Origin of the sequence: Pseudobutyrivibrio sp. 49 (assembly GCF_900100545.1) — a bacterium.
Lineage (GTDB): Bacteria > Bacillota > Clostridia > Lachnospirales > Lachnospiraceae > Pseudobutyrivibrio.
The window spans coordinates 182,054-205,790 of the sequence record NZ_FNDP01000001.1 but is presented as its reverse complement, the minus strand read 5'-3'; the positions used below and the strand labels follow the sequence as shown (position 1 = coordinate 205,790).

The 23,737-nt window shown below is 39.5% G+C and carries 22 protein-coding genes, 1 other RNA gene, 1 pseudogene and 1 other annotated feature; of the genes and pseudogenes, 2 read left to right on the top strand and 22 right to left on the bottom strand.

Features of this window, described 5'->3' with window-relative positions; genetic code table 11:
* Positions 1–67: 67 nt before the first annotated feature.
* The 7 genes and pseudogenes from BLP54_RS00870 to trpD form a co-directional block, all read right to left on the bottom strand.
* Positions 68–631 carry an anthranilate synthase component II gene (locus BLP54_RS00870; protein ID WP_090165839.1) on the bottom strand — a complete coding sequence of 188 codons (564 nt, stop codon included), beginning with the start codon at positions 629–631 and terminating at the stop codon, positions 68–70.
* Complete coding sequence (gene trpE / locus BLP54_RS00865) at positions 628–2,121, bottom strand: anthranilate synthase component I (protein WP_090165837.1); 1,494 nt, start codon at positions 2,119–2,121, stop codon at positions 628–630. The genes BLP54_RS00870 and trpE overlap by 4 nt, the downstream gene beginning before the upstream one ends.
* Entirely contained in the window at positions 2,111–2,887 is a 777-nt protein-coding gene (gene trpA / locus BLP54_RS00860) for a tryptophan synthase subunit alpha (RefSeq protein WP_090165835.1), read from the bottom strand. Before trpA ends, trpE begins: the two co-directional genes overlap by 11 nt.
* A complete protein-coding gene (trpB, locus tag BLP54_RS00855; RefSeq protein ID WP_242870614.1) occupies positions 2,880–4,109 on the bottom strand; it encodes a tryptophan synthase subunit beta in 1,230 nt (409 codons plus the stop codon). Before trpB ends, trpA begins: the two co-directional genes overlap by 8 nt.
* Positions 4,104–4,670: pseudogene (locus BLP54_RS16325) on the bottom strand (phosphoribosylanthranilate isomerase); the annotation flags it as partial. The gene trpB and the pseudogene BLP54_RS16325, both read right to left, overlap by 6 nt.
* Before the next feature lies 1 nt (position 4,671).
* Entirely contained in the window at positions 4,672–5,451 is a 780-nt protein-coding gene (trpC, locus tag BLP54_RS00850; protein WP_090165831.1) for an indole-3-glycerol phosphate synthase TrpC, read from the bottom strand.
* Positions 5,411–6,484: an anthranilate phosphoribosyltransferase gene (trpD, locus tag BLP54_RS00845; protein WP_090165829.1), complete on the bottom strand. Its 1,074-nt coding sequence runs from the start codon at positions 6,482–6,484 to the stop codon at positions 5,411–5,413. The genes trpC and trpD overlap by 41 nt, the downstream gene beginning before the upstream one ends.
* A gap of 191 nt (positions 6,485–6,675) precedes the next feature.
* Positions 6,676–6,918, bottom strand: a binding site (T-box leader).
* A gap of 227 nt (positions 6,919–7,145) precedes the next feature.
* Here trpD and BLP54_RS15755 point away from each other — a divergent pair.
* Both BLP54_RS15755 and BLP54_RS00840 read left to right on the top strand, forming a co-directional pair.
* Positions 7,146–7,313, top strand: a complete 168-nt coding sequence (locus BLP54_RS15755; protein ID WP_176754429.1) for a hypothetical protein — start codon at positions 7,146–7,148, stop codon at positions 7,311–7,313.
* Positions 7,313–8,050, top strand: a complete 738-nt coding sequence (locus tag BLP54_RS00840) for an ion transporter (RefSeq protein WP_090165827.1) — start codon at positions 7,313–7,315, stop codon at positions 8,048–8,050. The genes BLP54_RS15755 and BLP54_RS00840 overlap by 1 nt, the downstream gene beginning before the upstream one ends.
* A 41-nt stretch (positions 8,051–8,091) precedes the next feature.
* Here BLP54_RS00840 and ftsZ read toward each other — a convergent pair whose 3' ends face one another.
* The 15 genes from ftsZ to ssrS all read right to left on the bottom strand — a co-directional run bounded on the left by ftsZ (position 8,092) and on the right by ssrS (position 23,598).
* Positions 8,092–9,309, bottom strand: coding sequence for a cell division protein FtsZ (gene ftsZ / locus BLP54_RS00835; protein WP_090165825.1), 1,218 nt, complete (start codon positions 9,307–9,309; stop codon positions 8,092–8,094).
* A gap of 122 nt (positions 9,310–9,431) precedes the next feature.
* Positions 9,432–10,196, bottom strand: coding sequence for a cell division protein FtsQ/DivIB (locus BLP54_RS00830; RefSeq protein ID WP_090165823.1), 765 nt, complete (start codon positions 10,194–10,196; stop codon positions 9,432–9,434).
* The gene (locus BLP54_RS00825) at positions 10,189–11,346 is read right to left on the bottom strand and encodes an FtsW/RodA/SpoVE family cell cycle protein (protein WP_090165821.1); all 1,158 of its coding nucleotides are present in this window, start codon (positions 11,344–11,346) and stop codon (positions 10,189–10,191) included. Before BLP54_RS00825 ends, BLP54_RS00830 begins: the two co-directional genes overlap by 8 nt.
* Before the next feature lie 18 nt (positions 11,347–11,364).
* Positions 11,365–12,312, bottom strand: a complete 948-nt coding sequence (gene mraY / locus BLP54_RS00820) for a phospho-N-acetylmuramoyl-pentapeptide-transferase (protein ID WP_330386103.1) — start codon at positions 12,310–12,312, stop codon at positions 11,365–11,367.
* Positions 12,313–12,323: 11 nt separating this feature from the next.
* Positions 12,324–14,270 carry a peptidoglycan D,D-transpeptidase FtsI family protein gene (locus tag BLP54_RS00815; protein WP_242870598.1) on the bottom strand — a complete coding sequence of 649 codons (1,947 nt, stop codon included), beginning with the start codon at positions 14,268–14,270 and terminating at the stop codon, positions 12,324–12,326.
* Between the two features lie 139 nt (positions 14,271–14,409).
* On the bottom strand, positions 14,410–14,898 hold the full coding sequence (locus BLP54_RS00810; RefSeq protein ID WP_090165815.1) for a hypothetical protein: 489 nt from the start codon (positions 14,896–14,898) through the stop codon (positions 14,410–14,412).
* 61 nt (positions 14,899–14,959) lie between these two features.
* Positions 14,960–15,904, bottom strand: coding sequence for a 16S rRNA (cytosine(1402)-N(4))-methyltransferase RsmH (gene rsmH / locus BLP54_RS00805; RefSeq protein ID WP_090165813.1), 945 nt, complete (start codon positions 15,902–15,904; stop codon positions 14,960–14,962).
* A gap of 8 nt (positions 15,905–15,912) precedes the next feature.
* Complete coding sequence (mraZ, locus tag BLP54_RS00800) at positions 15,913–16,344, bottom strand: division/cell wall cluster transcriptional repressor MraZ (RefSeq protein WP_090165811.1); 432 nt, start codon at positions 16,342–16,344, stop codon at positions 15,913–15,915.
* Between the two features lie 270 nt (positions 16,345–16,614).
* Positions 16,615–17,475, bottom strand: coding sequence for a prolipoprotein diacylglyceryl transferase (gene lgt / locus BLP54_RS00795; RefSeq protein ID WP_090165810.1), 861 nt, complete (start codon positions 17,473–17,475; stop codon positions 16,615–16,617).
* A gap of 12 nt (positions 17,476–17,487) precedes the next feature.
* Positions 17,488–17,835, bottom strand: a complete 348-nt coding sequence (locus BLP54_RS00790) for a PilZ domain-containing protein (RefSeq protein WP_090165808.1) — start codon at positions 17,833–17,835, stop codon at positions 17,488–17,490.
* Positions 17,836–17,870: 35 nt separating this feature from the next.
* A complete protein-coding gene (gene pheT / locus BLP54_RS00785) occupies positions 17,871–20,231 on the bottom strand; it encodes a phenylalanine--tRNA ligase subunit beta (protein WP_090165806.1) in 2,361 nt (786 codons plus the stop codon).
* 15 nt (positions 20,232–20,246) lie between these two features.
* Positions 20,247–21,302, bottom strand: a complete 1,056-nt coding sequence (locus BLP54_RS00780) for a phenylalanine--tRNA ligase subunit alpha (RefSeq protein ID WP_176754428.1) — start codon at positions 21,300–21,302, stop codon at positions 20,247–20,249.
* A gap of 71 nt (positions 21,303–21,373) precedes the next feature.
* A complete protein-coding gene (gene queA / locus BLP54_RS00775) occupies positions 21,374–22,411 on the bottom strand; it encodes a tRNA preQ1(34) S-adenosylmethionine ribosyltransferase-isomerase QueA (protein ID WP_090165804.1) in 1,038 nt (345 codons plus the stop codon).
* Positions 22,412–22,463: 52 nt separating this feature from the next.
* A complete protein-coding gene (locus BLP54_RS00770; protein ID WP_090165801.1) occupies positions 22,464–23,336 on the bottom strand; it encodes a YihY/virulence factor BrkB family protein in 873 nt (290 codons plus the stop codon).
* Between the two features lie 80 nt (positions 23,337–23,416).
* Positions 23,417–23,598, bottom strand: a non-coding RNA gene (ssrS, locus tag BLP54_RS00765) — 6S RNA.
* Between the last annotated feature and the right edge of the window lie 139 nt (positions 23,599–23,737).

Here is a 23,737-nt window from a genome sequence, read left to right as displayed (position 1 = left end):
AACACATATCTAGTATAGCAAAATATAAAAAATAAGCCAGCCCGAAGGCTGGCAAATTCAACATTTTTTATGCTATAAAATTTTTAATCATCTGCTTTCCATCAGGGGTAAGAATAGATTCTGGATGAAACTGAAGTCCATATATTTCATAGTCCTTATGCTTTACAGCCATTACTTCCCCATCCTCGGAAGTAGCTACAACTTTTAGATTAGATGGCATAATCTCAGGATCAGCTGCCAGCGAATGATAACGTGCTACTTTTATTTCCTCAGGAAGTCCCTTAAATAATTTGCAATCTCTATCAATTGCTACCACTGATTGTTTACCATGCATAAGCTCCTTGGCATATGTGATATCAGCACCAAAGGTTTCACAGATTGCCTGATGCCCAAGACATACTCCAAGAATAGGAACCTTTCCTGCAAAATGAGCTATCACATCTTCACATATTCCTGCATCTATTGGTCTGCCTGGACCTGGTGAAATAATAATCTGACTTGGATTTAGTTTTTCAATATCGCATAAACGAAGTTCGTCATTTCGAATTACAAGAATATCCGAATTTATTTCACCCACCAGCTGGTAGAGATTGTAAGAAAAGCTATCGTAATTATCTATTAATAAAATCATGCCAATCCCCCCTCTGCGTACTTCACAGCATTAACAACTGCCTTTGCTTTATTAATACACTCCTCTGCTTCCGTAAGTGGTACTGAATCATATACGATTCCGGCACCAGATCGAATACAGATTGTATCCTTTTTCTTATACACAAGTCTGATAGCGATGCACACATCAAGATTTCCTGCAAAGTCGATATAGCCCAAAGCACCACCGTAAATACCTCGCTTGCTCTGTTCCAACTCCTCGATAATCTGACAGGCTCTAAACTTAGGTGCACCAGAAAGAGTTCCAGCAGGAAGAATAGCATCTACGGCATCAATTACATCCTTGTTATCAGCAAGCTGGCCTACCACTGTAGAACCGATATGCATTACATGAGAATAACGCTCCACTCCCATGTATTTTTCCACATTTACCGAACCAAGCTTGCTTATTTTACCTATATCGTTTCTACCAAGATCTACAAGCATATTGTGCTCTGCAAGCTCTTTTTCATCCCTGAGAAGTTCAGCTTCAAGTGCTTCATCTTCACTCTGGCTCTTTCCACGTGGGCGTGTGCCTGCAAGAGGGAAGGTGCTTACCTTTTTCTGCTCTACCTTTACCAAGGTCTCAGGTGATGCGCCTGCTATTTCTATGTCATCACTGTTGAAATAAAACATATATGGTGATGGATTTGTAGAACGAAGATATCTATAAGTATCAAAAAGGCTTCCTTCTGCTTTGGCTGTCATAGGATTTGAAAGTACCACCTGGAAGATATCACCTTCCTTAATGTAATGTCTTGCCTTTTCTACCATCTGGCCATACTCTTCTTTAGAAAATTTTGGTGTAATTTCAGAGTTAAGTTTAAGTGGCTTAAACTCCTTTTTTACACCCTCATTAAGAAGCTTCTTTAGTTGCTCTAATCTTTCTCCTGCCTGTACATATGCTTCTTCCAGCGAATCCGTATCCAGCATAATTCCTGTAATGATATAAATCTTCTGCTTGTAATTATCAAAGGCTATTACATCATCAAAAAGCATTAAATCCATATCTTTAAAATCATCTTCACCATGATTTTCAAGGGCTAGCTTTGGCTCTGCATATTTGATGTAATCGTAAGAAAAATATCCAACAAGACCTCCTGTAAAAGTTGGAAGCCCCTCCAAGGTTAGTGTCTTATAATCTGCAAGCACCTGACGAAGAATTAATCCAGGATGTGCAACTTTTCTCTCTTCAACTAGAGTTTTATCTGCCCCATGATTTTCTTTAATTTTCACAACACCATCCTGGCAGGTAATTTCCATCTTTGGATTAAATCCAAGAAACGAATATCTGCCCCATGTTTCAGACTGACTGGCACTCTCCAACAGATAGCACTGATGGCTGGCATTCCTTAAAATTCTTACGGTCTCGATAGCTGTAAGACTATCTGAAAGCATCTCAATCGCCACTGGAATACGCTTGTAATCACCGCTTTCTGCCAACTTTTTTACTTCTTCTAAACTAGGAAACATAATATGCCTCCTTCATTTCTTTAACAAATTTACCTACATGTGCTGGTGCATCTTTTCCGTGCTCCGCAATTACTCTTACAATTGCGGAACCTACGATGGCACCATCTGAAATATTAGCCATTTCAGCTGCCTGCTCTGGAGTAGAAATACCAAATCCCACTGCGCATGGTACATCAGTATTTTTTCTAACACGCTCCACCAAAGACTTAATATTTCCGTTAAGCTCTTTTCTTGTACCTGTTACCCCAAGGCTGGAAACGATATAAATAAATCCTCTGGCGTCTGCTGAAATCATGTCTATTCTGTCCTCAGAAGTTGGTGCAATCATCGACACAAATTCCACATCATACTCTGCAGCCGCATCCTCAAACTCAGCTTTTTCTTCGAATGGCACATCTGGAAGGATGATTCCACAGATTCCTGTCTCCTTACATTTTTCAAAGAATCTGTCGCTGCCGTATGAATAAACCACGTTCGCATAGGTCATAAATACTAAAGGAATGCTAACCTCTTTTCGTACCTCTGCAACCATCTTAAATACATCATCAGTTGTAACCCTGTTCTTAAGAGCTCTGATATTAGCCTCCATAATAACTGGTCCCTCTGCTGTAGGATCAGAAAATGGGATACCAAGCTCAATTAAATCTGCCCCGTTTTTCTCAAGCTCCTTTATTATCTTCTTTGTGGTCTCAAGGTCTGGATCACCGCAGGTGATAAATGGAATAAATGCTTTTTTATTGTTAAATGCTTCTGCTATCTTACTCATAGATGTTCTCTCCTCTGTAACGTGCAATTGCGGCACAATCCTTGTCACCACGACCTGAAACTGTAACCATGATTATCTGATTCTTGTCCATTGTAAGAGCAAGCTTCTTCGCATATGCGATAGCATGTGAGCTTTCGATGGCTGCGATGATTCCCTCTGTCTTTGCAATGTACTCAAAGGCCTCAACTGCCTCATCATCTGTAACTGGCACATACTCTGCTCTGCCTATATCATGAAGATAAGCATGCTCTGGTCCAACGCCTGGATAATCAAGACCAGCTGAAATGGAATAAACTGGTGCAATCTGTCCGTACTCATCCTGACAAAAATAAGACTTCATACCATGGAAGATTCCCACCTTACCAGTGTTAACTGTAGCTGCTGTCTCAAAAGTATCAATTCCTCGTCCTGCTGCCTCGCATCCGATGAGTCTTACATTTTCGTCACCAATATAGTGATAGAAAGAACCCATGGCATTACTTCCACCACCTACACAGGCAAGAACTGCATCTGGAAGTCTTCCTTCCACTTCAAGAATCTGTGCTCTTGATTCTCTTGAAATAACCGCCTGAAAATCTCTAACGATTGTAGGGAATGGATGAGGTCCCATTACTGAACCCAGGCAATAATGTGTATCGTCAATTCTTGTAGTCCACTCTCTCATACACTCTGAAACAGCGTCCTTTAAAGTTGCAGTTCCACTGGTAACTGGTACAACATCAGCTCCCAGAAGCTTCATTCTATACACATTTAAAGCCTGACGCTTAGTATCCTCTTCACCCATGAAGATCACACATTCCATATCAAGAAGAGCTGCTGCTGTAGCAGTTGCTACACCGTGCTGACCGGCTCCAGTCTCTGCAATAAGTCTTGTCTTTCCCATCTTCTTTGCAAGAAGTGCCTGTCCTAATACATTGTTTATTTTATGAGAACCTGTGTGATTTAAATCTTCTCTCTTAAGGTAAATCTTTGCTCCACCCAAATCCTTAGTCATCTTCTCTGCGTAATAAAGAAGGCTTGGGCGACCAGCATAATTATCAAGAAGTTCCTTTAACTCTCTATTAAATTCTGGATCATCCTTATAGTGGTTATATGATTCCTCCAGCTCATTTACTGCATTCATAAGTGTTTCTGGAATATACTGACCACCATGTACTCCAAAACGCCCTGTAGTCTTTGCCACTTTTTTATCCTCTCGAACCGCATTTACGAATTCTCTCATCTTATGACCATCCTTAAGCTTATCGGTCTCAATTCCTGAGCTGACATCAACGCCATAAGGATTTGTAGCCTCAATAGCCTCTGCAACATTTTCCTGATTAAGGCCACCAGCTAAAATAAAAGGTCTATCGATATATGAAAGCAATTTCCAATTAAAAGTCTTTCCATCGCCCTGACCTACATCAAAAAGAATCATATCTGCACTGGACTTTTCTGCCTTAATAAGTTCCTCAGGTTCATCTCCTTTGAATCTTTTGATTACTGGAATGCATTTATCCTGAAGATCCTTAATATAATCTTCACTTTCATTTCCATGAAGCTGAGCAACATCAATGATTCTCTCATCGTAAAGCTTTTCAATTTCAACTGGATTAGCATCAACGAAAACACCTACAGTTTTAATCTCTGGATTAAGCATAGCTCTAAGCTTCTTTGCCTTATCCCTTGTAACGTTTCGTCTGCTCTTCTCATAGAAGACAAAACCAACATACTCTGGCTTAATTTCATTAGCTTTTTTTATATCTTCTTCTCTTGTAAGTCCGCATAATTTAATAGCTGTCATATCAATTTCCTCTTAATTCTCTAAGTTTTGCTGCTTTATCTTCTGCCTTCATTAAGGTCTCACCTATCAGAACTGCATCTACCTTGGCATCCTGTAAAAGCTGTATATCTTCTGGTCCTTTGATTCCGCTTTCTGAAACAAAAATAACATCCTTAGGAACCAATTCTCTTAGTCCTCTGCTATTTCCTGTGTCTACTGAAAAATCCTTTAAATTTCTATTGTTTACACCAATTAAACGTGCTCCCGCTTCAATAGCCATTTTTACTTCATCAGCATCGTGAGCCTCTACCAAAGCACTAAGCCCCAGTGTATCGCATATACGAATATATTCTCTTATTTGTTCTTCCGTCAGAATTGCACATATAAGAAGTACCGCTTTAGCTCCAAGAACCTTTGCTTCATATATCATGTATTCATCTACAGTAAAATCCTTTCTGATACATGGAATATTTACTGCATCTGCGATTTCTCTTAGATATTCCTCACTACCTAAAAACCATTTAGGTTCTGTGAGAACTGAGATGCAATCTGCACCTGCCTCTTCATAGTCCTTTGCAATCTGAAGATAATTAAAATCCTCTGCGATGATTCCCTTTGAAGGAGAAGCTTTTTTGCACTCACATATAAAACTTATTCCTGTTTTTTTGAGAGCTTCTTCAAATTCAAAATTCCCCTTTGGAAGACCATAAGCCTTTGCTTTTAGTTCTTCCAAAGATATATATTTTTTTGCTTCCTCAACTCTATGCGTTGCATGCTGCCCTAGCTGCTGTAGTATGTTCATCTGCCTCTCCTGCTTTAATTTCATTGCTTACTAAAACAAATTTCTCTAAGGTCTCAAGAGCTTTTCCTGAATCAATAATCTTTGCAGCAAGCTTAATTCCCTCAGAAAAGCTCTCTGCTTTTCCTCCGATGAAGAGTGATGCACCTGCATTTAATAGAACTGCATCTCTCTTAGGTCCCTTAGCTCCTTTTAAGATTTCTCTTGTAATCTTTGCGTTCTCCTCAGGTGTGCCGCCCTTTAAATCTTCCTTTGTGCATCTGGTAAATCCAAAATCCTCTGGCTTAATTGTGTATGTAAGCAACTCACCGTTGTAAATTTCACAAATCTTTGTAGGTGCACTTAAAGAAATCTCATCAAGCTTGTCCATTCCATATACAACCATTCCTCGCTTTACGCCAAGACTTACAAGAACCTGAGCAAGCGGTTCAACTAAGTATTCATCATATACGCCAAGTAGCTGCATAGAAGGTGTTGCTGGATTTGTAAGTGGTCCTAAGATATTGAAAACTGTTCTAAAACCAAGCTCTTTTCTGATTGCTCCTACGTACTTCATTGATGCATGATACTTCTGAGCAAAGAAGAAACACATTCCCACTTTATCCAAAAGCTCCACACACTTTTCTGGATCCTGCTGAATATTTACTCCAAGTGCCTCAAGACAATCAGCTGTTCCACAAAGTGAAGAAGCTGCTCTGTTTCCATGCTTAGCTACCTTCATTCCAGCAGCTGCTGCTACAAGTGCTGAGGTTGTAGAAATGTTAAAGCTATGTGCATTATCGCCGCCTGTTCCTACTATTTCAAAAACATCCATTCCAGTTTCAACTTTAAGAGCATGCTCTCTCATTGCTGTAGCACATCCTGCGATTTCATCTGTTGTCTCTGCCTTTGCGCTCTTTGTAGAAAGAGCTGCAAGGAAAGCTGCGTTCTGAGTCTGAGATGTTTCTCCATTCATAATCTCATTCATTACCTGATAGGCCTCATCATATGTAAGGTCTCCTTTGTTTACGATTTTTGCAATTGCTTCTTTTATCATGTCTATTCTCCTTTCTACTATTGAGCGGCATCCTGCTTTTTTATGCTCCCGCAGGCCACCTTCCATACTTCGCTAGGCAACCTCCCCTTCGGGTTCCTTCCTAGCTTGCATGGAGCCTTCCTGCTCGCGCTTACCTAGTTTTTCTAGCCGCTCTAAACTAAAAAAGCCCTTGATAGAAACGTCACGTTTCTATCAAGGACGAAAATTTATTCCGCGGTGCCACCTTGAATTCATGATTTACTCATGCGCTTATCAGGATACCATCATATCCCTGGCAACTAACGAGTGCCTTCCGTCGTGCAATACTCTAGCAATAATGCTATTTCCTCACGCCCTCAGGAGTCCATTCCCAAAACACTATCTTACTGCATCCCACCATCACAGCTCTCTAAAAAGAATCATGTAGAGGTACTCTTCTCCCTCATCGGTTTAGTACTTTATTACGTTGAAGTAACTATATCATTACAATTATACAGTGTCAATACAATATTTCAGATTATTTTTAAAATAAAATCTTGATTTACAAAAAATGAATCTCTCACCTTCCACTTCCTACAAGTTTTGCAAGTATACTGTTGGGATAAAGATACGAAAATCTACATAATGTGTATAATTTTTTTTCACATTAAGATGATATTATTTATTTTAGGAGATTATAACTATGAATAAAAAAGAAGGTAATAACAAAGATATCTTAATTAGTGATTCCGGCCTTACAAAGGATGCACGTACAAAGCAGGCAAAAATTTTTGTGCTGTTATGTGACATCCTTACTATTGCATTGATTGTTTTAGGTATTATTGCATTTATTAAAGGTGGTAACATCTAATGGGTACTGAATACGATTTTAAACGTCGAATATATGAAGTGCTAGAGGTGTCGTCTATTGGTGATGTTTCTAGCCGGGCTTACGATAGGCTAATGACTGTGGCTATTATCGTAGGTCTTGTTCCTTTGACTCAAAAAGGAAATAATCTACTTACTCTTATTATTGATGTAGCTGTAAGTATACTCTTTATTATTGATTACATAGCACGAATTTATACTGCAGATTATAAAATGGGCTACAAGCATTATAGAGCCTACATAGCTTATATTTTTACACCTTTAGCATTATTTGATTTGTTGTCAATTTCTCCGGTTTTATATATCTTCTTTCCAGTCTCAACGATAATCTCGCTTTTCAGATTGTTTAGAATCTTTAGAGTTTTAAAACTGGTTAGATACTCTAAAACAATGATTATCATTGCAAATGTAATAAGAAAAGTTAAGGCTCAGCTTTTAGCAGTATTGATTTTGATTATAGTTTATATAATAGTATCAGCAATGCTGGTGTTCCAGCTAGAACCAAATCTGTTTGATACCTTCTTTGATGCCTTGTATTGGGCTACTATTTCTATTACTACAATTGGGTATGGTGATATATATCCTGTTACTCCGGTAGGACGATTTATTACAATGATTTCAGCATTGGTAGGAATGGCTGTCATCGCTCTTCCGACTGGTATTATAACTGCAGCCTACATGGCTGAAATAACCAAGAAAAAAGGTAAATATGAGTTATAAAAAAGGCACTGCAAATGCAGTGCCTTTACTAATTCATATAATTATTTCTTAATTGAGCTCATGAAATCTGGCATCTTAATATTGAGCTCTGGAACTGTGCTCTCTGTAGGTGCCACTGGTGTAACCTGCTTCTGTATAGGTGTAGTAGGTGTAACAGCTCTGTTAACAACTGGTGTAGGATTTGTAACACCTGCCTGTCCAGCTGGAGCTACTGTACGCTGCATGCTTGCAAGAATATCAGCACTAGACTGTCTAGGCTGTGCGTTGTACATCATACCTGAAGCTGTACGCATTCCTGGTGTAGAAACTGGCTCACCAAGACCTGTAGCAATAACTGTAACAGATACTTCGTCATCCATAGTCTCATCTACTGTAATACCAAGGATAATATTTGCATCTGCGCCTGTCATATCCTGAACATAAGATGTAGCCTCGTTTGCATCGTTAAGACCAACATCACCACAGATATTAACGATAACATCTGTAGCACCCTGGATGCTTGTCTCAAGAAGTGGAGAAGCAACAGCTGCCTTAACAGCCTCAAGAGCCTTCTCATCACCCTTAGCAGAACCGATACCTACATGTGCTAAGCCCTTGTCCTTCATAACTGTCTGAACATCAGCAAAGTCAAGGTTAATAAGTGAATTCTTAGTAATGAGATCTGTGATACCCTGAACAGACTGGTGAAGCACCTGATCTGCCATGCGGAAGCTCTCTCCGATACCCATAGACTTGTTGCAGATTTCAACAAGCTTCTGGTTAGGGATAACGATAAGAGTATCTACGCTCTCCTTTAATCTTTCAATACCATTAAGGGCATTATTCATACGTGGCTTTCCTTCAAACTGGAAAGGCTTTGTAACAATACCTACTGTAAGGATGCCCTGTTCCTTTGCGATTCTAGCAACAACTGGAGCAGCACCTGTACCAGTACCACCACCCATACCACATGTGATGAATACCATATCAGCTCCCTTAATAGCAGCTGAAATATCCTCTGCGCTCTCCTCAGCAGACTTCATGCCTACTTCTGGATTTGCGCCAGCGCCCTTTCCACCTGTTGTTTTCTCACCTATAGCTAAAAGAGTAGGCGCCTTACATAAATCCAACGCCTGCTTATCAGTGTTGATGCCAATGAACTCAACTCCCCCAATTCCCTCTTCAACCATACGCTTTACTGCATTATTGCCGGCGCCGCCTACGCCTACAACAATGATTCTGACAGGAGCCCCTGTCTCGTCAGTCGTAATGTTAATCAAAACTTTATCCTCCTTATTATTAAACCTCTAAGGGAGGTCAAACAAATTCTCTAATACCAAAATACTATATATAATATTATATTTTTTCACTCTATTTATCAACCGTTTTTTATCAAAAAAAGTTAATTTTCTTCCTCTCCAGAGTCCTTTTCGAATACAATATCTGTGTTAGCGCTGGAATAATTCTCAAGATGTAGTGTTCCGGTCATTCCATCAAGCTGTGGAAGAATCCTAAGTGCACGGTCAATCTTCTCCTCCAGATAAACGCTACTTCCAAGAGCAATATTATAGGTGTCATAAGACAAAATTATTCGTCCATCTTCATCATATGAAACCACATTTGGCATTAAATCATTTTTATTTAATATCTTGATTAATGAGGTAAGATATCCAATCTGTTCTTTACCGATAGGAAGCTTTTCACCTCTCTCTGGGTTTTCACAGACAACACCTTCAACTTTCATGTACCCTCTATCCACAAAAGTCTCACTAATCTCGACTATTTCTCCACTATGATTAAAATAAACGTATTTTCCATCCTCCTGATATATGTACCCAAGAATCTTCTTCTCATTACAAACAATTGTAATTGAATTTAATCCAGTCATTTTAACATCGAAGGAATCTATAAATTCAGCATCTCCCTTAGGGAAAAGCTTATTCTTAAAAAACGCATATACTGCATTCCCTGAATATTCATCATCCAAAATATAATTCTTTATCTCGTCGGCTGTATAAAGATCTGTGCCCTCCACGGAAAGCTCTTTAATTGGGCACATAAAATATGCGCCTGCGCCCAGCACGGATGCAACAATAACCACAGCCAGAACAAATTCTATAAAAACAAGCACAAAGGCTTTTCTTCGTCTTCTAGCTCTTCTACTCATATTCCTCCCCATCAAAATCCATATTCTTAGACACGCTAAGGGCCAATCCAAATTCTGATAAAAGAATCGCCACTGATGTTCCACCGTAACTAATTAGCGGTAAAGAAACACCTGTATTTGGAATTGAATTGGTAACAACGGCAATGTTAAGTACAACCTGAAGCGCAATATGAGCCATTATACCGATACAAATATATGAACCAAACATATCCTTGGCGTGAGTAGCTATGAAAAGTAATCTGTAAAGCAGGAGGATATATAAAAGGATAATACAAACTGCGCCGAATATACCTAATTCCTCACAGATAATAGAAAAAATCATATCATTCTGAGCCTCTGGCACAATGTATTTTTGCATACTGCCACCAAGCCCCTTTCCAAACAATCCACCACTACCAATGGCGTAAAGTCCTTGAAGAATCTGGAATCCAGTATCCTCTATATAATCCTCTGGATGAAGCCATGCTGAGATACGCTGTGCTCTGTAGCTAACAAAGTGTATTGCCAAAAGTCCCAAACCAACAAAGCCTGCACCAGCAAGGAAGAATGGTCTGTATTTTGGTGATGCCACAAATGTCATAACAAAAGCTATACCTGCAATGATAATCGCTGTAGACAGATTGTTATATGCTACTACACCAAATATTGGAAGAATAAGTGCCAAGGTACGAATAGTTCCCTGAATTGTACGTTGATGCTTTGGCGCTCTATCAACTACAAAAGCTATGAGCAGAATAACTGAAACCTTTCCAATCTCTGATGGCTGCACAGAAATTCCGCCTACCTTAAGCCAACGTGTAGAACCATTCAAGGTAGTACCTACGAAATTAACAATTACACATAAGAAAATAGAAACAAAATAAATCGGAATAACAAATGCACTCCATCTTCTATAATCAACTTTTGTAAAGAAGCTCATGCCTACAAAGCCAAGTCCTGCCGCAAATAATTGCTTCTTAAGGTAGTAAGTAGAATCTCCTATCTTAAGAGACGCTGCATAAGCAGAGGTGCTGTAAAGCATAACCAGGCCAAAGGCCAAAATAAACACAACAATAAAAAGCAAGGTGTAATCGAAATTTAAAAGCTTTTTAATTTTCTTTCGCTGTCTGGCCTCCCTTCTGGAAGCAGCCAGCTCCTTATCTCTTGCCATAAAAGTAAAACAACTCCCCTATACTAAAAAGTATGCGAATGTACATAAGAAAATTGTAACTGTTGTAAATACAGCAACAACCTTTACCTCAGACCAACCACCGAGCTCATAGTGATGATGAATTGGTGCCATTCTGAAAATTCTCTTTCCACCTGTCATCTTAAAGTAACCTACCTGAAGAATAACAGAAAGAACCTCTGCAAGATAAATCAGAGCAACAACGATAATGAAGATAGGCATCTGTAAAGTGTATGCAACTGATACAACGAATGCACCAAGAGCAAGTGAACCTGTGTCGCCCATGAAAATCTTAGCAGGATGTACATTAAACATTAAAAATCCAAACAATGCACCAATCATGGCAGCAATTGCTGGAGTAATATCTGAATAAAGATGAATTGCTACAAGTCCCCAGAAACCTGCAATTGCAAGTGTAACTGAAGTGGCAAGACCATCAAGACCATCTGTAAAATTGGCACCATTAACTGTTCCAAGCACTGCAAGGAAAAGAAGTGGAATTGCAAGCCAGCTAATATCCACAAAAGCACCTGTTGCTGGAATTCTAAGTTCTAAAGAAACATCAGAAAACTTTACCATATATACAGCAAAGCCTGTTGTAAGAACGATCTGACCAAGCATCTTCTGCCATGCCTTAAGACCGTCTGAGCTTCGCTTCAAAGCCTTGAGTAAATCATCTACAAAACCAAGAACACCAAAGCCAACTGTAAGAATAACGATTGGATAGATATGCGGAACATTTCTTCCAAACAAAATAGCTGTAACAGCAAATGCAATAAGTATCATGATGCCACCCATTGAAGGTGTACCATTCTTTGCTTTGTGCTCCTTAATGTACTCACGCTCTGTGTTTCCCATCTTAAGTCTACGAAGTAATGGAATACACACTGGCGCCAGCGCTACAACTATAAAAAATGCAACTATCATTGGTAAAAAAACTTCTAACATAATAAAACTCCTTAGTTTTGATCTTCGTTACCATTATCTGGGGTTACGGACGGGTCTGCTGTGGACTCGCCACCCTCAGGTGTGTCCTCAGCTACACCTTCATCCGGCTCGCTCTGCTGAGCAGCCTCGGTAAGAGCTGATGCTGCGGCAGCCTCCTCTTCTTCTGTAAGAGAAGATTCAACACCCATATAAGGTAATGCCTGTTCAAAAATGTTATGAACAATCTCCTGGGCGAAGCTACTGTGGGCCTGATTGTTGCCCTCTGCTCCTACTCCAGGTTCATCAACAATAACATATACTACAAGCTGCGGATTATCAACAGGTGCAAAGCCAATGAAGGAAACCAGGTATTTGTGATTGCCTCGAGGAAGCTTCTCCGCTGTACCTGTCTTACCACCGATGGTATATCCGTTAACACCGGCAGTCTTTCCAGTACCATCAGATACTACGAAGTGAAGATATTCCTTAAGTATATCACTAACCTCTTTTGAAACTGTCTTCTTTAAAAGATTAGGCTCAATCTCGCTAACAGTATTACCATTTGAATCGGTAATCTTCTTAACAAGATGTGGCTCATATAAATTACCTCCATTTACAAGGGAACAGAAACCTGTTCCAAGCTGAATCATAGTAGTATTAAAGTTCTGACCGAAAGAATTTGTAGCAAGGTTAATAGCGGAATGTAAATCGTCCTTGCTATAAATAAGTCCTGCTGTGCTGGCTTCACCTGTAAGGTCGATGCCTGTCTTCTGTCCAAATCCAAATATCGACTGATAATCAGAAAATGTATCTGCGCCGATGACTCTTACCATCTGCATAAGGGCATCGTTGCAGGAATTGGACAATGCATCTGCAATAGTCTGTGTGCCGTGACCACCTTTATTGTGGGCAACACATCTTACCAACTTTGGATAGCCGGAAATCATCTCACCACCATCACAAAAATAGGTCTCACTGCCTGATAAGGCACCTGTCTCAAGTCCCATAGCTACGGTAAAAGGCTTAAAGGTAGAACCTGGCTCATAGGTATATGTAATTGGAAAATTCTGCCAGATTTTATTAAGCTTATCCATCTTGTCATCTGTAGACATTTCCGCAATCTGCTCTTCTGTGTAATATGCAGATAAATCCCTTGGATTGTTCAAATCAAAGGATGGATATTGAGCCATGGCAAGAATCTCACCTGTATTAGGATTCATAACCAGCGCAGCTGTATGAAGTGAACCCTGATACTCTGGCTCATCAGGATGGTCTGCATTCCACTGAGCCATTGTCTTCTCGTTCCAATCTTTTATAGCATTTTCAGCAATAGTCTGGATGTTAACGTCCAGAGATAAAACAATGTTGTTACCGTTAGTGGCATCAATTGTCGTCTGTTCAAGGTTACTGTCGGAATTAAGGTATCCATAGGTACGTCCGTTAATTCCGTTCAAAACATTTGAATATTTGTTTTCAAGACCAATTACACCAACATTACCGCTACTTGCATAACCTATGGTAGCTGCTGCCAGACTTCCATATGGATACTGTCTTACATATTCCTTTTCAAACCAAATACCAAAGACCTTTCCTTTGTATTCTTTTGAAGCTTTCTTCTCTTCAAATGCAGCCATCTCTTCGTAAGGAACCTTTTTAGCCAATACAAAATATGCAGATTTTGGATGTTCCTCAAGCTGAGTACGAATCTTCTCTTTATCTATTTCTGGGAAGCACTCAGCTACCAGGTTTACTGTGGCTGTAATGCAGCTATCCTTATTTTTGTCCTTAGCCTTTTTTTCATTATCATTTAGAACCTTACTATCTAGAATAACGTTGTAAACATCAACGCTGGTGGCCAATACTGTTCCTCTGGTATCAACAATATTTCCTCTCTGAAAAGGAATAATCGAGCTGTCGTATTTTTGTTGAGCCAAAACTATCTTTTCGTATTTATCACCACTAGTGTACTGGATGTACATTATGCGTCCTATTAGAACAACAAAAAGAATACAAACAACTCCAAATACCAGCCAGAGTTTTCTTTGCATTCTTTTTAAAATCTTTTTATTAGGTTTTATTCTTCGTCGTTTTTTATTACTAGGCATTATGCGTATCTTCCTATGGTATATCCTTGTACTGACTCATGTAGTCAGAACCATCTATACTATAATACACTATTTGGTTGCTGGTTGCATATACCATTCCCAACTCATTTATAGCCTTGTCTTTTATCTCTGAAAGATTGGTATTTGTAGCGATTCTACTCTCAGCTGCATTGTTATCAGCATTGATGGTAGAAAGCTCATTTTCCATATCTGCAATGTGTCCCATTCTTGTTGTAACGTTAGTCTGAAGTGCCACATAGCCCACGAGCATAAAGCAGGTAAGAACAACTGCCATAATCATATAACCTGTTAACAATCTATTCTTTCTAAGAGCTGCTACACGTCTTCTATCTGTAATCTTCTGGCGACGGATGGCATCCTCACGCTTTTCACGCTCACGCTGCTCACGTGTAGGCAGACTTCTAGCCGGACGCAACTGGTATTCTGTCTCTTTGCGGACGGCATTGCCATCGTTGTAATAGTAAGTCTTTAATTCCTGCATATCTCTCTATTCCTCAATTTAAACTAGTAATCAAAACTAGCACCCAAAATTCTCTATCTGCTTAGGCTTCGTCACCACGCTCGAATACTCTAAGCTTCGCACTCTTTGAGCGGGAATTTGCCTCCAGCTCCTCATTGCTTGGTAATATTGGCTTTCTAGTAACCACTTTACCCTTTGACTTTTTCCCACAAACACATACCGGGAAGTTCTTTGGACATGTACAAGGATCCTCATTTCTCTTAAAGGCAACCTTTGTAATTCTGTCCTCCAACGAATGGAAGGTGATGATACAAAGTCTTCCACCTGGATTAAGTAAATCAATCATATCGTCTATATGATCTTCTAGAACAGTAAGTTCTCTGTTTAATTCTATTCTGAGAGCCTGATAGGTTCTCTTTGAAGGATGACCCTGACCAACCTGAGCCTTCTTTGGAATACTCTCAGCAATGATTTTATTAAGCTGACCAGCTGTAAGTATTGGAGCTTTTTCTCTCTCCTTGATGATGTTTTTAACAATCTGCTTTGAAAATTTTTCCTCACCATATGTGTATAGGACGCGGGTCAAATCCTCTGCTGAATAAGTATTAACTATATCAGCAGCCGTCATAGGATTGTCCTTGTCCATACGCATATCCAAAGGAGCATCCTCTACTCTGTAAGTAAATCCTCTGTCTGCCTCGTCAAGCTGGAAGCTGGAAACTCCAAGATCAAGCATTATGCCATCCACCTTTGTAACACCAAGCTCTGCAAGACGCTCCTTCATGAATTCATAATTACTATGAATTCTGGTGACCTTATCCCCGTAACATGCAAGCCTCTCCCCAGCTGCCTTTAGGGCGTCGGTGTCCTGATCAAATCCGTAAAGATGTCCTGTAGTAAGGTGACTGGCTATCTCAAAAGAATGGCCGCCACCTCCCAATGTGCCATCAACATAGATTCCGTCAGGTTTAATATTCAAATTGTCCACTGTCTCATGTAAGAGAACCGAATAATGATTAAATTCCATTTAACTCCTTAAATTCCGAGACCAAGCTCAGCCATATGCTCTGCTATTTCATCCATGTCATCGTAGGTGCCTTCCTCTATCCAGCGTTCCTTAGACCAGATTTCAATTCGGTTAAGAACACCTACAGAAACAACTTCCTTATCAATTCCAGCATATTCCTTAAGTGTAGCTGGAATAAGTACTCTTCCTTGCTTATCGATGTCGCATTCTGCTGCTCCTGCAAAGAAGAATCTGGAGAACTTTCTAGCATCCTTTGTGGTACGTGGAATCTCTCGGAACTTTTCCTCGATATTCTGCCATTCGCTAAGTGGATAAACGAAAAGGCAACCATCAAGTCCCTTAGTGGCAACGAAGTGATCTCCCAACTGCTCACGAAACTTTGCAGGCATAATAAGACGATTCTTCGCGTCTAAATTGTGACTGTATTCGCCCATGAACATGAGACACTCCCTCCTTTCCAAATGGCAGACTGTCTCCATATCCACCACTTTATGACACTTTTATTCCACTTTCCTCCACTTTTAACTACATTCTAAACCAAATTAAGCTCATCTGCAACCCGCAAAGCCCGTAAAATCAATATTCCCCACATGTGGTATAAAGTGGTGGGCGTTCCCATAATTAGCACAAAATATGCCAAAAAAAGACATAAAAAAAAGACATTGGATTGACCAATGTCTCAGATTGTACTTAAAAAAATACATTTTTATTTAATTATTTTCTAATTTCTTGAGATTATATACATATAATCCTGTGCCAAGAACAATTAATATCGCAGCCAATGCTTGTGATACCGGGATGCCTGTGCCCCAAAGCTTAAGCTGATCAGTACGAATTCCTTCTATCCAGAAGCGTCCTGCTCCGTAGCCTAAAAGATAGGTAAAAAATACCTGACCATGGAACTTCTTTTTTCTTATCATTAGGAACATGATAATAAACAAGCCTAGATTCCATAAAGACTCATAAAGGAAGGTAGGATGAACAGATATATAGTCTACTCCATTTATCTGCACGATATTTGTAAGCATCTCAGATGTAACATCCGACTGACTTCTAATGGAATTAATAGGAAGCAGCATTGCAAACAACCCATCCGTGTACTGTCCAAAAACTTCTCTATTGAAGAAGTTGCCCCATCGACCAAATATCTGGCCAATGACCACACCGCCAATACAGATATCCATTACCTGTAGGAAATTATGCTTTCTAAGTTTGCAAAGCACTGCTACACAGGCGATACCGGCAAGCACTCCTCCATAAATAGCAAGACCGCCCTGTCTGATATTGAAAACACTAAGGGGATTATCTTTGTAGTACTCCCATGCAAATATTACGTAGTAAAGTCTGGCTCCGATAACACCAACAATAATGGTGATAATACAGATATCCAAAAATTTGTCTTCATCAAAGCCCTCTCGCTTTGCTTCATTAAGAATGTAAGTGACCCCAACCAACATACCAATAGCAATTATAACGCCGTAAAACGCAATGAAAAAGGACCCGATATGGAATCCTTTTTCAATATTGTTTAGAGTGATATGAAGATTTGGAAAAATAATGCTAGAATCCAATTTATGTCTCCTCTATTCTGCGTCGCTAAACAACTGATAAATCTCAATCTTCAGCGCGTCTGTATCTGTCATTCCGACAAATATACAGCCATACTCATAGATGTCTCCATCAAGCTTGTTAGAACGAACAACCTTAAATACGGAATCAATGGTTTCCTTTGTCCAAATTTGAATCTTAGCATCGAAAGTTGCTCCGATTTCAAATTCCACACCAGGAACCCTAAAAGCTAAACCTGTCTTTGAGATATTGGTTACCTCAACCTCCATGTACTTCACGGTGGTGATGTTGGCTTCATCAATTCGCTCAATTTCTACCTTTACACCAATGTCTAAACGTTTGCTTTTTCTTTTCTCCTCCATCTCATGCCCCCCAATACATTAATTAGTAGTTACGTTTAAGCCTTAAGATTTATCCCCTTATTCTTAAGCTTCTCAATAATCTCGTCAACTACCTTCTGAACTTCTTCATGTGTAAGAGTACGCTCATCATCCCCAAAGAGCAATCTTACGGTAATTGACTTGCTGCCTCCGTCTGAATAAACATCGGATACACCGACCTTTTTCAGAATATCTTTAGCACTTTCTTTTATTGTATCATTTATTTCAGAAAATTTCTCGGCAATAAATGATAAATCTACTTCAATTGATGGATATTTTGATGGTTCTACATATTTTATAGGCTCTGGATTGATATCTGAAAGCGCTTCAACATCGATTTCTGCGAAAACAATGGCTGCTTTCTTATCAATTTTCTTTGATACTACTGGGTGAGCAACACCAATTTCACCAATCTGAACGCCATCAAGAATAAGAGCGTTAAGATTCTTTGGATGCTCATATGAATGTGTAGCCTCAAGCTTCTTATATGTAAGAGCCTTATTTCTAACATCGTCTACTGTCTCAGCAATCATATCGCGAAGTTCGAAGTAAAGCTGCTCAAGTGACTTTGTCTTAGAGAATAATGTGATGCAAAGCTTCTTCTTCTCATCGCAAAGGCCGTCTGCCTTAAGTCCTTCAACAACACGACCAACCTCGAAAATACCGAAATCAGTATCGTAACCTGTATTGTAATTAACCTGGCAAAGCTGAGTTGGAATCATTGAACGTCTAAGAGTCTCAATGTTAGGGTTTGTAGAATTAGCAAGCTTAACATTCTCTTCTACTTCTATTCCAAGCTTCTTATACTCGTCAGCATACTGCCATACATAAGAATGTACCTCGTGAAGCTTAAATCTCTTAACAAGGATATCCTTAATTCTGTCTTCTACATTCTTTGTCTCATCCATACGAACTGGGTAGAGAGGAGCATTTGTAGTAGAAAGCTCAAAATTATCGTAACCATAGATACGAGTAATCTCTTCGATGATATCTGCCTTTAAGCTGATATCCTTTGTAGCACGATATGAAGGAACATCAACGTGGAAGTTATCCCCGTCCTGCTTTACCTCAAAACCTAAAGCAGTAAGTGTATCCACAATGTGCTCATTTGTAATCTCAATTCCAGTGTACTTATCCACAAAGTTCTTGTCAAAATCGAGGGCTACATGTGGATAATGGAAAGCATATTCATCAGTAAGGGCTGATACAACCTTTACACCTGGATCAATATCAAGAAGAAGCTTCATGAAACGAGCGATGGCAACTGTAGTCATCTCTGGATCAAGACTCTTCTCATAACGAGCAGATGCATCTGTTCTGTGAGCAAGACGAACTGCACTCTTTCTGATTGAAGCTGCATTAAATGTAGCTGACTCAAGAGTAAGTGTTGTTGTATCTTCCACGATTTCTGAATCGAGACCACCCATGATACCTGCGATAGCAACTGGTGTGTTATCATTGCATATCATAAGTGTATTCTCATCTATGTTTCTCTCAACACCATCAAGTGTTGTGAAAGTAAATGGCTTATCAAATCTCTTAATACGAATCTTACCAACCTTGCGTGAATCGAAAGCATGCATTGGCTGACCCATTTCGAGCATAAGGTAGTTTGTAAGATCAGTAAGAAGATTGATTCCTCTCATACCACAATAGTAGAGACGAATTCTCATATTCATAGGAGCAACATTCTTCTCAACATTCTCTACCTTAATAGATGAATATCTCTGGCAAAGCTCATCCTCAATCTTAAGATCAATCTTTTCAAGATTGTCGTACTTGCTTAAGTCGATTGTAGGAAGTTCCTTAAGTGGACGCTTTGCAATTGTTGCGAACTCTCTGGCAATACCGTAGTGTCCCCAAAGGTCTGGACGGTTTGTAAGAGACTTATTATCAACCTCAAAGATTATATCGTCAATTTCGTATAAATCCTTGATATCTGTACCATTTACTACGTCTTCTGTAATATCCATGATGCCATCATTGTTATCAGAGATTCCGATTTCCTTCTCTGAACAGCACATACCATATGACTCGAAACCAGCTAATGGACGTGGTGCAATTGTAATCTCACCAAGCTTTGCTCCAACCTTTGCGAAGGCTGTCTTCATACCAACGCGAACATTTGGTGCTCCACATACAACATCTGTAAGCTTTCCATCTCCGGTATCAACCTTTAAGAGATGAAGTTTCTTAGATTCTGGGTGCTCCTCTACTGATTTAATCTCGGCAACAACTACACCTGATAAATCCTCACCCTTATGGAAAATATCATTTTCAACCTCTGCTGTTGCAAGAGAGAACTTAGCGATAAGCTCCATCTTGTCGAGACCACTAAGGTCAACAAAATCAGAGATCCAATTCATTGAAATAAACATATCAAAAGTCCTCCCTTACTGCTCGTCATCAGTGAACTGAGCCAAGCTGCTAAGATTACCGCTGTTCAGATCACGGATGTCCTTAATACCGTATTTCATCATTGCAAGTCTTGTAAGGCCAAGGCCAAAGGCAAAACCTGTGTACTTTTCTGGATCAATGCCACCCTCTTCGAGAACCTTTGGATGAACCATACCGCATGGGCAAAGCTCAAGCCATCCTGAATGCTTGCAAGAAGGGCAACCCTTACCACCACAGTTGAGGCAGTTGATATCAAGCTCGAAACCTGGCTCCACGAATGGGAAGAAACCTGGACGAAGACGAACCTTAATATCTCTTCTAAATACTTCTGAAAGCATAGTCTTCATGAAGTAGATAAGGTTTGAAATAGAAATGTCCTTACCTACCATAACACCTTCCATCTGGAAGAAAGTATTCTCATGACATGCATCTGTAGCTTCGTTTCTAAAACAACGACCTGGGAAAATAGCCTTAATAGGTGTACCATTCTCAAGAAGCTGCTTTCTATACTTCTTGTAAATAGCGTTCTGAGCAGCTGTAGTCTGAGACTTAAGAAGCTGACCATTCTCAAGATAATATGTATCCTGCATATCTCTTGCAGGGTGATACTTAGGAATATTAACAGACTCGAAACACTCGTAATCTGTAACCACCTCGCTGTAATCCTCTACTGTAAAGCCCATTGATTTAAATATTGTCTCGCACTGACGCTGAACAAGAGTAATTGGATGATAGCTTCCCTGATCAAAATGCTCTGGAAGGGAAATATCAAACTCTGGAACCTTATCGATTTCCTTCTGAAGTTCTAATGCTGCAAGCTCATCCTTCTTCTCGGCAATCTTGTCTGCAACAGTGTTCTTAAGCATGTTAATCTTCTGGCCAAACTCTTTTTTCTCTTCCGCTGAGAGCTTGCCCATTTCTTTCATGGCAGCTGTAACACTACCCTTTTTACCAAGGTATGAAACTCTTATATTCTCAAGCTCTTCAGAATTCTTGATATTCTGAAGCTCTGTTTCGAACTTGGCACTTAATTCAGTAATAATATCTACCATAGGTGGCCTCCCTAAATAATAATCTCATTAAGTTAAAATTTTAACAGTTGAAAGTGTTAAATTCAATACTCCTACTGCTGTAAATCAGTAATCATCATGGCATCTCCAAAGGAGAAAAATCTGTATCTTTCCTGAACAGCTTCCTCATACGCAGCAAGGACATGTTCTCTTCCAGCCAGTGCTGAAACCAGCATAATAAGTGTCGATTGTGGAAGATGGAAATTTGTAATCAAACAATCGATAACCTTAAACTCATAACCAGGATATATGAATATCTGTGTCCATCCACTCTTTGGGACAAGTGGCTTTCCTGGCTCTGCAGCTGATTCAAGAGTACGTGTACTTGTGGTGCCTACTGAAATAACTCTTCCTCCGTTAGCCTTTGTCTCATTAATAATATCGCAGGCTTCCTGAGTAATCTCATAGTACTCTGAGTGCATGTGGTGATCTAATACCTCATCCTCTTTTACAGGACGGAAGGTACCGAGACCTACATGAAGAGTAACCTCCGCAATCTTTACTCCCATAGCCTTAACTTCTTCGAGAAGCTCAGGTGTAAAATGAAGACCTGCAGTAGGTGCTGCAGCACTTCCATCATACTTTGCATAAACTGTCTGATATCTGTCTCTGTCCTGAAGCTTATGAGTGATATATGGTGGAAGTGGCATTTCTCCAAGCTTATCTAAAATCTCTTCAAAAATACCATCATAAGAAAACTCAATGATACGATTTCCCTCATCTACAATATCAATAATCTTTCCAATTAAAAGACCATCGCCAAAGGAAATTTCCATTCCTGGACGAGCTTTCTTGCCAGGCTTAACCAAACACTCCCACTGAGTGTCGCTGAGTCTCTTTAATAGAAGAATCTCTACCTTTCCGCCAGAGCCTACTCTTGCTCCATATAATCTTGCTGGAATAACACGAGTGTTATTGATAACCAGGCAATCACCTGGTCTGAGATATTCTTTAATATCATAGAAATGGCGATGAAGTGTCTCGCCTGTGTTTTTGTCCAAGACCATAAGTCTTGAGTTGCTTCTCTTTTCAAGAGGGTCCTGAGCTATCAACTCCTCAGGAAGCTCGTAATCAAAATCTTTTACTAACATCTTAATTTCTTTCTAAATCATTAATAAACATTCAACCTAGTTTAGCACAGAATTACTTGGTAGTCCAATTACTAAAATGCTTTGACTTAAAGTCTTTTTTGAACTTCTCCCATGCCATTCCAAAGGCATCTGCAAAAAATACATTTGCCTCAGCAGCCATAAGCATAAAGTACATACAGAAATAAAGCCAAAACATAAAAATCATCATAGTGGCCAAAGCTCCATACATAGAAAAGCCATTAAAGTATTTTACCCAGATAGCAAGGAACAAACTGAATATATACCAGCTAACCGCACAGATTATTCCACCTGGTAGCTGGCTCATAAACTTTAGATTTTTATTTGGCAATGCGGTAAATAAAAACGTAAATACGATAACCAAAAAGATAAAAACAAAAATACTTCTAAACAATGGTCGTATTCCAAATACGTATGCAAGGAAGCCATAATTGCTTTTAGCATATCCCTGAAGCTTCTGTGTAAATACAAGCATGAGCATGATTACAACAATAATTGAAAGAAGAAACATTGTATAGAAAATCGCCTTGATACGTCTGGCAACCCAATTTCGTGTTTCTTCTATTTGATTAACCTGATTAAGTCCTACCATAAGATTCTGAAAAGCTTTTCCTGAAGACCAGATAGCCATCAGCGCAGAAATAGAAATAGCACCAACAGAACCCTTTGTAACAAGGTGAACAACCTTTGCCATGAATGGTGAAAACTCCGCAGGAATAACCTCATAAATAAGCTCATTAAGATAATGACTAATAGAAGGAATCAAGCCGGCAATCCACACTAAAAGCATAGTTACAGGGATGGCAGTCATAATCATAAAGTAGGCCGTCTGTGCAGCGTACGCACCTATGTTATCTCTGCCGCATTTATCTAAATATGTTTTTCCATATCCCAAAAAGGTCCACATAAAATATTCTCCTCAACGCCTAAATTTTAGCAAAGAAAAAGCGACTATGCAACGCATAGCCGCTACTGTTTTCTTTTAAAACCTAACCCGGAGGTGCCGGGCCTATCAATTGACTCCTAGCGCCAGCTAGGTGGATCGCCGCAACTAATCTTTTGCCTTCCACTGCAAAGGAGGCCTGACAGCCGATTAGAAATATAAGCATTCCATTTAAAGTAAATGTAGGTTCAAAAAGGATAAGTTAAATCGTACATCCCAGGTTAGGTAAAAGTCGGTATCTTGTACCTGCAATTATATTACAATATATTTGTGTCAAAATAAAGAACAGATTTTTCACAAAGTTATATTGAAGTCCTATATTCCAAAGATAAACCCACCTCGTAACAATATGTCACAAGGTGGGT

What these genes read in the sequence shown, in the direction of transcription:
- BLP54_RS00825 (WP_090165821.1), bottom strand. Translation starts at nt 11,346, where the DNA reads ATGGCAAGAGATAAGGAGCTGGCTGCTTCCAGAAGGGAGGCCAGACAG.
- BLP54_RS00870 (WP_090165839.1), bottom strand. Translation starts at nt 631, where the DNA reads ATGATTTTATTAATAGATAATTACGATAGCTTTTCTTACAATCTCTAC.
- mraY (WP_330386103.1), bottom strand. Translation starts at nt 12,312, where the DNA reads ATGTTAGAAGTTTTTTTACCAATGATAGTTGCATTTTTTATAGTTGTA.
- trpB (WP_242870614.1), bottom strand. Translation starts at nt 4,109, where the DNA reads ATGAGAGAATTCGTAAATGCGGTTCGAGAGGATAAAAAAGTGGCAAAG.
- BLP54_RS00840 (WP_090165827.1), top strand. Translation starts at nt 7,313, where the DNA reads ATGGGTACTGAATACGATTTTAAACGTCGAATATATGAAGTGCTAGAG.
- BLP54_RS00780 (WP_176754428.1), bottom strand. Translation starts at nt 21,302, where the DNA reads ATGGTAGATATTATTACTGAATTAAGTGCCAAGTTCGAAACAGAGCTT.
- BLP54_RS00770 (WP_090165801.1), bottom strand. Translation starts at nt 23,336, where the DNA reads ATGTGGACCTTTTTGGGATATGGAAAAACATATTTAGATAAATGCGGC.
- BLP54_RS00790 (WP_090165808.1), bottom strand. Translation starts at nt 17,835, where the DNA reads ATGGAGGAGAAAAGAAAAAGCAAACGTTTAGACATTGGTGTAAAGGTA.
- mraZ (WP_090165811.1), bottom strand. Translation starts at nt 16,344, where the DNA reads ATGTTCATGGGCGAATACAGTCACAATTTAGACGCGAAGAATCGTCTT.
- BLP54_RS15755 (WP_176754429.1), top strand. Translation starts at nt 7,146, where the DNA reads ATGAATAAAAAAGAAGGTAATAACAAAGATATCTTAATTAGTGATTCC.
- BLP54_RS00810 (WP_090165815.1), bottom strand. Translation starts at nt 14,898, where the DNA reads ATGCAGGAATTAAAGACTTACTATTACAACGATGGCAATGCCGTCCGC.
- queA (WP_090165804.1), bottom strand. Translation starts at nt 22,411, where the DNA reads ATGTTAGTAAAAGATTTTGATTACGAGCTTCCTGAGGAGTTGATAGCT.
- trpE (WP_090165837.1), bottom strand. Translation starts at nt 2,121, where the DNA reads ATGTTTCCTAGTTTAGAAGAAGTAAAAAAGTTGGCAGAAAGCGGTGAT.
- pheT (WP_090165806.1), bottom strand. Translation starts at nt 20,231, where the DNA reads ATGTTTATTTCAATGAATTGGATCTCTGATTTTGTTGACCTTAGTGGT.
- BLP54_RS00830 (WP_090165823.1), bottom strand. Translation starts at nt 10,196, where the DNA reads ATGAGTAGAAGAGCTAGAAGACGAAGAAAAGCCTTTGTGCTTGTTTTT.
- rsmH (WP_090165813.1), bottom strand. Translation starts at nt 15,904, where the DNA reads ATGGAATTTAATCATTATTCGGTTCTCTTACATGAGACAGTGGACAAT.
- trpA (WP_090165835.1), bottom strand. Translation starts at nt 2,887, where the DNA reads ATGAGTAAGATAGCAGAAGCATTTAACAATAAAAAAGCATTTATTCCA.
- trpC (WP_090165831.1), bottom strand. Translation starts at nt 5,451, where the DNA reads ATGAACATACTACAGCAGCTAGGGCAGCATGCAACGCATAGAGTTGAG.
- BLP54_RS00815 (WP_242870598.1), bottom strand. Translation starts at nt 14,270, where the DNA reads ATGTACATCCAGTACACTAGTGGTGATAAATACGAAAAGATAGTTTTG.
- trpD (WP_090165829.1), bottom strand. Translation starts at nt 6,484, where the DNA reads ATGATAAAAGAAGCAATTGCAAAAATCGTAAACAAAGGAGACCTTACA.